General features: G+C 55.2%; 4 protein-coding genes. 1 reads left to right on the top strand and 3 read right to left on the bottom strand.

Features of this window, described 5'->3' with window-relative positions:
* Positions 1-74: 74 nt before the first annotated feature.
* From ED901_RS14815 to ED901_RS14825, 3 genes are read right to left on the bottom strand one after another with little or no spacing between them, the layout of a single operon-like run.
* On the bottom strand, positions 75-1,049 hold the full coding sequence (locus tag ED901_RS14815; protein WP_112164147.1) for an acyltransferase: 975 nt from the start codon (positions 1,047-1,049) through the stop codon (positions 75-77).
* A complete protein-coding gene (locus ED901_RS14820; RefSeq protein WP_122096357.1) occupies positions 1,046-4,111 on the bottom strand; it encodes an efflux RND transporter permease subunit in 3,066 nt (1,021 codons plus the stop codon). Before ED901_RS14820 ends, ED901_RS14815 begins: the two co-directional genes overlap by 4 nt.
* Entirely contained in the window at positions 4,111-5,196 is a 1,086-nt protein-coding gene (locus tag ED901_RS14825) for an efflux RND transporter periplasmic adaptor subunit (protein WP_122096358.1), read from the bottom strand. The genes ED901_RS14820 and ED901_RS14825 overlap by 1 nt, the downstream gene beginning before the upstream one ends.
* A 281-nt stretch (positions 5,197-5,477) precedes the next feature.
* Between ED901_RS14825 and ED901_RS14830 the strand changes: the two genes are divergently transcribed.
* Complete coding sequence (locus ED901_RS14830) at positions 5,478-8,189, top strand: cation-transporting P-type ATPase (protein ID WP_122096359.1); 2,712 nt, start codon at positions 5,478-5,480, stop codon at positions 8,187-8,189.
* Positions 8,190-8,244 lie beyond the last annotated feature (55 nt).

The following is an 8,244-nucleotide window of genomic DNA, read 5'->3' on the forward strand; positions in this document are numbered from 1 at the left end:
TCAAAAGCCGAAGAATGCACCTACATTCTTCGGCTTTTTTTATGCCCGTTCAGCCGGTTTCACGGCGGATGTTCTCAGAAGGTAATCAGCTTTTTCGTCAGGTTATTTTTCAGCAGCAAGGTGGAAGACACCACCGAGAGCAGGAACGTCAGCAGGATGACGAAGAGTTTGGCGGTCAGTGAGTGAATCGGGATCCACTGGATCAGGATGTTGAAAAAGGTGTAGTGGAGGATATACACGCCGGTCATGGTTTTGCCGAGCGCGCCGACCATTTCGCCGACCGGCCTTTTCACCGCGTCTGCTTTCACGCCGTTGGCCGCAATGATGATCAGCACCACCAGCAGATACACCTGCGAGCCGGTCAGGATGAAACTGTTGCGCTCAAGCCTGAACAGCGAGAAGAAAAAGTGCTTCTCATACAGCCAGGTGAAGATATACACGAAAGGAATGGCCACTGCGGCGAAGGTCGCCACGCGCGGGCGGCCATAAAGCCTGGAAACCGCCGGGTCGAAGAGCAGCTGGCCGGTCAGGTAATAAAGGATCCACGTCCAGATGCGGAACTGCGCGGGCACGGATAACGCCTGATGCGCCGGATAATAGAGCGCCAGCAGATCGTAAGCGAAAGAGAAAATCAGTAAGACGGCAATCACGCACGCCAGCACGCGCGTGCGCTGAGCCAGCCAGTCTACCAGTGTGTGGAAGGTGTAAATGATCACCAGCGAAAAGATAAACCATGGCTGGATCAGATACCCCTTCTGATACGGCTCCCACAGGTAATAGAGGGAGAACCAGAAAATAAACAGGGTTAATATTCCGCGGATCTTTCTCATCTGCCATTCAGAGGTGGTGTCCTCAGAGCAGGAACCGGCGTCCATGTAGCCGTTGACCACAAAAAATAACGGTGTGGCGATGGTGGAGATAAACGTCAGAAAGGCCAATACGGTGTCGTAGTTATAGTTGTAATCGTCGTAAGTGTTGTACACGGTGAAAAAGGTGACGGCGGTCAGGCAGCCGAGGGTTTTAATAATGTTGAGTCCCGTGGTGTTCATTGTTTGCTGCGTTGTCCTTCACGATGAAAACAGTTGTAAATCACAGGCAGAACCAGAAGTGTCAGCACTGTAGCGAATCCCAGCCCGAACATGATAACAACTGCCATGCTTTGGAAAAATACATCAAGTAACAACGGCGCCAGCCCCAGCACGGTGGTAAAGGCGGTCAGCAGAATAGGGCGCAGGCGCGAGGTGGCTGCGTAAACAATGGCTTCAGCCTGACTCTTCACTTTTTTCTGCTGATTGATCTCCTCGACCAGCACGATCCCATTGCGGATCAACATGCCGCTCAGACTGAGCAAACCAATCAGCGCCATAAATCCAAACGGAATGCCGGTCAGCAGGAAACCAAAGGTGACGCCGATCAGCGCCAGAGGAACCGTAAGCCAGATGGCGATGGCGTTTTTCAGCGAGCTGAACATCAGTACGGTAATGATAAACATCATCAGGAAGCCGATCGGCAGCGTGGTGAATAACCCCTGTTGCGCCTCGGCGGAGTTCTCCGCATCACCTCCCCACTCAATGCTGTAGCCGTGCGGCAGTTTCAGGGCCTCGACGCTGGGTTTGATGCGCGCCAGCATGTCGCCGGAGGTTTCCCCGGTGGCCGCATCCGGGTCTGTCTGTACCGTCAGCATGCGCATACGGTCGCGACGCATGATCAGCGGATCTTCCCACTCCACGCGGAACTCACTCACCACATTGCTCAGCGGAATAAACTGCTGACGCGTCTGGCTCCACACCATGATATTGGCCATGTGATCCACATCCAGCCGTTCATCCGCCGGCGGGCGTAACACCACGGGCATCAGCGTGGAGCCGTCGCGGTAAATCCCCGCCGTGCTGCCGCTGAAATTCAACTGCAACGCACTGTCGACTTCCGCTCTGTCAACGCCCAGCTCGCGGCCAAGGTACGGTGAGAACGTCGGGCGGACCATTTTGCTGCGATCCTGCCAGTCGTTACGCACGCCGTCGGCTGCGCCGTCATCCAGGATTATCTGATCCACCTGGCTGGCGATATTGCGCAAGGTGTCAGGATCTGAACCTTTGATCCGCACTTCTATCGCGCTGTCGCCGGAAGGGCCAAACATGATGCGTTTCAGGCGGGCATTCACTTCAGGGAAATTCTGGTGGATCTCCTGCTCGGTGCGCTGGACAAGCCCGGCGATTTTGCGCTGATCGTCCATGCGCACCATGATTTGCGCGTAATTAGAGTACTGGCGCTGGCCGTTGTAGGTCAGAATAAACCGCATTCCCCCCTGGCCGACGGTGGTCACGGTGTTTTCTACGCCTTCCTGCCCGTTGATATTTTTTTCGATCTCACCGGCGATTTTTGCGGTGTAGTTGATATCGGTGCCGTAAGGCAGCCAGAGGTCGACGAAGAAAATCGGCGTGTTGGAGGAAGGGAAAAAGTTCTGCCTGACAAAGCTAAAGCCCCAGACGGAAGCCACCAGCAGCGCCGCCAGCACCACCAGCGTCACGGTCTGGCGGATCAGCAACGCATTAAGCAGGCGGCGGTAAACGCGAAATATCCAGCCGCCGTAAGGGTCTGCCTGTTCATCGGGTTTTTTCTGCGCCACCGGCATGTTGGCAAACGCCCATTTCACCAGCACCGGCGTGAGGGTCAGGGCGGTCACCCAGCTGAGCATCAGCGAAATGAGCAGCACCTGGAACAGCGATTTACAGTATTCGCCGGTGGAATCCTGCGAGAGCCCGATGGGCGCGAAGGCCAGAATGGCGATCACTGTCGCCCCGAGCAACGGCAGGGCGGAGCGCTTAATGATGTGTGAGATGGCGTTCAGCAGCGGATTGCCCTGCTGACGGGAAATCAGCACGCCTTCCACCACCACAATCGCATTATCCACCAGCATACTGAGCGCAATGATCAGCGCCCCGAGGGAAATACGCTGAAGTTCGATACCAAACAAATACATGATAAGTAAGGTGCCGAGCACATTGAGCGCCAGTGACACCGCAATAATTATCCCGCTGCGCAGCCCCATAAAAATCAGCAGCGTACCGACCACAATCGCCAGCGCCATCAGGAAGTTAATGATAAATCCGTCAACGGATTTTTTGACTTCGGCAGCCTGATCGTAAAAGACTTTCAGCTGGATCCCGGCGGGTTTTTCGGCCTGCAAAGCCTTCATTTTGGCTTCGATGGCGTGACCGATGTTCATGACATTGACGCCGGGAATGTAAGAGACGCCGAGGGTCAGCGCGTTTCGGCCATTGGCATGATAAATATTGCCCGGATGATCGCTGACACCCTGAGAAATGACGGCGATGTCGCGCAGATAAATGCTGTGCGTCGACCCCGCCGGGCTGATGAGGACATTATTCAGCTCATCAATGTTTTGAAATCCGCCGGTGGGATGCAGGCGGATCGACTCACTGCCGACGGTCATACTGCCGGCATCCGACACCCTGTTCTGCTGGTTAAGCACGGTCGAAAGGCGCGCCAGCGTGACGCCGTACGCCGCCATTTTTGCGCGGGAAATCTCAATCGTGACCTGTTCAGGAAGGATGCCACCGATGGCGACCTTGCCGACGCCCGGCACCAGCACCAGTTCCCTGCGCAGCTGTTCGGCGTATTTGCGCAGCTCAGGATTGGTAAAACTGTCGCCGTAAATCGAGAAAAAATAGCCGTACACGTCGCCAAAATCATCATTCACAAAGGGCGCACTGACGCCCGGCGGAAATTGCAGCGTGGCATCATTCACCCGGCGGCGCAGTTCATCCCAAATCTGCGGAAGTTCGGAGGAGTGATAGCGGGAGTCAATGTTGACGGTGATTTGCGATAAACCGACGGCGGAAATTGACGTGATGTTATCGACGTAAGGCAGGCGTTGCAGGGCGTTCTCCAGCGGCAAGGTCACTTCTTCTTCCACCTGCTGCGACGAGGCGCCAGGATACTGCACCGAGACGACGGCGGTTTTGATGGTAAACGCCGGATCTTCCAGCCGCCCGATGTTGAACAATGCAATCAACCCGCCCACGCCGAGCAGCAGGATCACCAGCCATACGCGCGTCGGGTTATTGATAAAGCTGTCGTTGATGCCCATCACAGACCCCGTTCCCGCGTCCAGATGCGTACCGGTTGCTGCGCGTGTAATTCACCCACGCCCGCGGCTACCACCCTGTCTCCTTTCTCAAGCCCGGCGGTGATTTCAATCCCCCGCGACGTCATCTCACCCACCGTCACCTTTCGGTCTTCGACGTGCAGTTTGTCGCCTTCTCCGGCAATCAGCCAGACGTGTGCCTGATTGCGCTGCTGGCTGTCCGGGTTAAAGACCGCCTCCACCGGAACAACCAGCGTGTTGTCAGGCGTTGCGGTGGCGAGGTTTGCCGGATTGACGGTCACCGTGCCGCTCAGCCCGGCCACCGCCGGGAAGTTTTCCGGGCGCGGCATAGTCAGCGTGACCTGCCACGTTAAAGTATTGGCCTCGCTGCTGGCGGTGTGTTCTTTATAACTGGCGGTGAAATCGCGGCCGGGAAGGGTGTTGATACGCACTAACGGGCGATACTGCGCGTTACGGATATCCAGACTGGTGAACAGGTTTTCCGGCACGCTGAAAATGACATCCAGCACATCGGCGCGGCTGAGCGTGGCGACCGGTTGCCCGGCGGCAATCACCTGATGATTACGTACGTTCAGCCGGGCGATAACGCCGCTGAACGGGGCGACCAGATTCAAATCGTTCAGTTCTTCCTGGGCAATTTTCAACGCGGCGAGGGCAGAATCCCGGCTGGCTTTGTGAACTTCCAGTTCGGCCTGTGACACCACGTGCCGGCGGGCCAGCGTCTGGTAACGTTCGAACTGGCGCTGGGCCAGCGTGGACGCACTCCGGCGATCGTTGAGCCGCTGGCGGGCATCATTATTGGAAAGGCGGGCGAGAATTTGCCCCTGTTTCACCGCCTGGCCTTCGCGTACGTCTAAGGCATCGAGCTGGCCGGGGCGTTTGAAGGCGATGTCGGTGTTATCACCGGCCAGGATCCGTGCCGGAAAGACCCGCGTACTGGCCAGACTTACGGCGTCTGCCGTTGCTACTTTGACCTGGCGCGGTAAGACCGGCGCATCCGGAGTTTTCTGATCGCAGGCGCTTATCAGTAAAGCGATGACCAGCGTGAGAGAAAAACGAGTTTTCAAAATACTTCCCCTCATTGAACAACGCGCGAAATAATAAATACAAACAATATATGCAGGGATTTATATGTAATCTTACTGACTTATTTCATCATGTCTGCATTCCCTTATGACGGGTGTGAGCTGTTGTTTTTATTTGCTTATTCGTTTTTCCGGGCAGGTAATTAACACTATTTAACACGGTATATTATAGTTTATACAGCTTTACGTATCTTGCCAGAAACCTGCACGATAATTCGTTTGTTATTCTCTTATTCGTGAACCATTTCAGGGGTCAAAGGATTATGGATAATACAACGCCACAGGCTGCACAACCGTCGTCATCGGATAAACTTTGGTATCAGCTGAGTGTAGAAGAAAGCCTCGCCGGCCTGCAATCCGGGCTCTCAGGGCTGACTGCCGAGGAAGCACAAAATAAACTCAGGCAATATGGCCCGAATGTGTTGCCTCAAAAAGAAGGTAAGTCTTTATTTATAAAGTTTATCTCTCACTTCAAAGATATCCTTATTTATATATTACTGGCCGCCGCCGTGGTGACCGGGATCATGGGGCACTGGGTAGACACGCTGGTGATATTAGGCGTGGCGGTCATTAATGCCCTGATCGGTTTTATTCAGGAAAATAATGCTGAGAAATCATTGAAGAGCATTCAGAATATGCTTTCCAGTGAAGCGCTGGTATTACGCAGCGGACAACAAGTTACCGTGGGGACCGATGGAATTGTGCCGGGAGATATTGTTCTGCTGCGTCCCGGTGACAAAATCCCTGCCGATTTGCGCCTGATCGACGTCCATAACCTGCGTGTTGAAGAAGCCATTCTCACCGGTGAATCGACCGTTGTCTCGAAAAAAACCGATTCGCTGGAGGGGGAGAAATCCATCGGCGATCGCAAGAATCTCGCCTTCTCGGGCACCACGGTCAGCTCCGGTACCGCCAGCGGGGTGGTTTTTGCCACCGGCGGCCACACCGAACTCGGCCATATCAATGAAATGCTTTCCTCGATAGAAGACAACAAAACGCCGCTGCTGGTGCAGATCGACAAACTGGGGAAATCCATTTTCGTCATCATTTTGTTCATGATGGCGGCGTTGCTGATTTTCGGTTATTTGCTGCGCGATATTCCGTTCGGTGAACTGCTGCTTTCTGTCATCAGCCTGGCGGTGGCCGCGGTGCCGGAAGGGTTACCGGCCATCATCTCGATCATTCTTTCTCTGGGTGTGCAGGCGATGGCGCGTTCCAAAGCCATCATCCGGAAACTGCCGACAGTGGAAACGCTGGGCGCGATGTCTGTGATTTGTTCAGATAAAACCGGCACGCTGACCATGAACGAGATGACCGTCAAAGCGGTGATTTTGGCGGACAACGTCTGGACGGTGGAAGGCAGCAGTTATGAACCGATGGGGAGTTTCACCCTTGCCGGGCAGGCGACTCCGCAGCCTGCGGACTCTTCGCCGCTGCTGACCCAGTTTCTGCGCACGGTGGATATGTGTAATGACAGCACGCTGTCGCAGGATGCGCAGGGGCACTGGAAAATTACCGGCGGCCCGACCGAAGGCGCGCTGAAAGTGCTGGCCGCCAAGGCGCATCTGCCGGAGGTGGCGCATCAGATCAGCAGTAAAATCCCGTTTGATTCACTCTATAAATACATGGCGATTGCCTGCGAGAGAAACGGCCAGTCACAAGTGATGCTGACCGGCGCGCCGGATGTGCTGCTCAAACTCTGCCAGTTCCAGCAAACACCGGAAGGCGCACAACCGCTGGATCGCGCTTACTGGGAATCGGCGATCACGCAATATGCCAGTGAAGGGCTGCGCATGGTGGCGGCGGCCTGGAAGCCGGTCGATCAACCGGTCACCGCGCTCGATCACCCGGAGCTGAATCAGGGCATGGTGCTGATCGGCATTGCGGGCATGATGGATCCGCCACGGCCTGAGGCGATTGTCGCAATTGCTGAATGTCAGCAGGCCGGGATCCGCGTCAAGATGATCACCGGTGATCATCAGGAAACCGCCATGGCTATCGGCAAAATGCTGGGGATTGGCAACAGCGGCAACTCCATCACCGGCTATGAGCTGGAGCATATGGATGACACGCAGCTCAGAACGGCCGCCGTGCAGTTTGATATCTTTGCGCGCACCAGCCCTGAACATAAACTCCGGCTGGTGAAAGCCTTGCAGGAAACCGGTGAAATCGTCGGGATGACCGGCGACGGCGTAAACGACGCCCCCGCGCTGAAGCAGGCTAACGTCGGTATTGCGATGGGGATAAAAGGGACGGAGGTCACCAAAGAATCTGCCGACATGATCCTGGTCGACGACAACTTTGCCACCATCGCCAACGCGGTCAGGGAAGGGCGTCGGGTTTACGACAACCTGAAGAAAACCATTCTGTTCATCATGCCGACCAACCTTGCGCAAGGGTTGCTGATCATCATCGCGATCCTGATGGGCAATCTTTTGCCGCTGACGCCGGTACAAATCCTGTGGATGAACATGGCGACGTCGGCCACGCTCTCCTTCGGGCTGGCGTTTGAGAAAGCGGAAAGCCGCGTTATGCGCCGCCCGCCGCGTAACGTCAGTGCGCATGTGATGGATAAATACGCCATCTGGCGCGTGGCCTTCGTCGGTTTACTGATTTCCATCAGCGCCTTTATCCTTGAGGCGTGGCTGCAACCCCGTGGCTATGAACCGGAATTCATCCGCACCGTATTGTTGCAAACGCTGGTAACCGCGCAATGGGTTTACATGATCAACTGCCGTGATTCGGATAATTTCTCCCTCAGCCGTGGTTTGCTGCAAAACAAAGGGATCTGGATTGTCACTGTCGTGCTGTTTGCCCTGCAGGCGATCATCATCTACGTCCCGCTGATGAACACATTGTTCGGCACACGTCCGCTGCCGTTCATCTACTGGATCATCGGATTGCTGATTGGCGTCGCGCTGTTTGTGATTGTCGAGATAGAAAAGGTCCTGACACGGGGATGGCGGAAGGCGTGAGTTGTTGATTCCATCAGAAAGCAAAAAACCCGCCATAGGCGGGGTTTTTTTAATA

The sequence above is a fragment of the Rahnella sp. Larv3_ips genome (genome assembly GCF_003697865.1).
Taxonomy (GTDB): domain Bacteria; phylum Pseudomonadota; class Gammaproteobacteria; order Enterobacterales; family Enterobacteriaceae; genus Rahnella; species Rahnella rivi.

Excerpts from the sequence above, each read along its gene's own strand:
- ED901_RS14815 (WP_112164147.1), bottom strand. The coding sequence starts at position 1,049 with ATGAACACCACGGGACTCAACATTATTAAAACCCTCGGCTGCCTGACC.
- ED901_RS14820 (WP_122096357.1), bottom strand. The coding sequence starts at position 4,111 with ATGGGCATCAACGACAGCTTTATCAATAACCCGACGCGCGTATGGCTG.
- ED901_RS14830 (WP_122096359.1), top strand. The coding sequence starts at position 5,478 with ATGGATAATACAACGCCACAGGCTGCACAACCGTCGTCATCGGATAAA.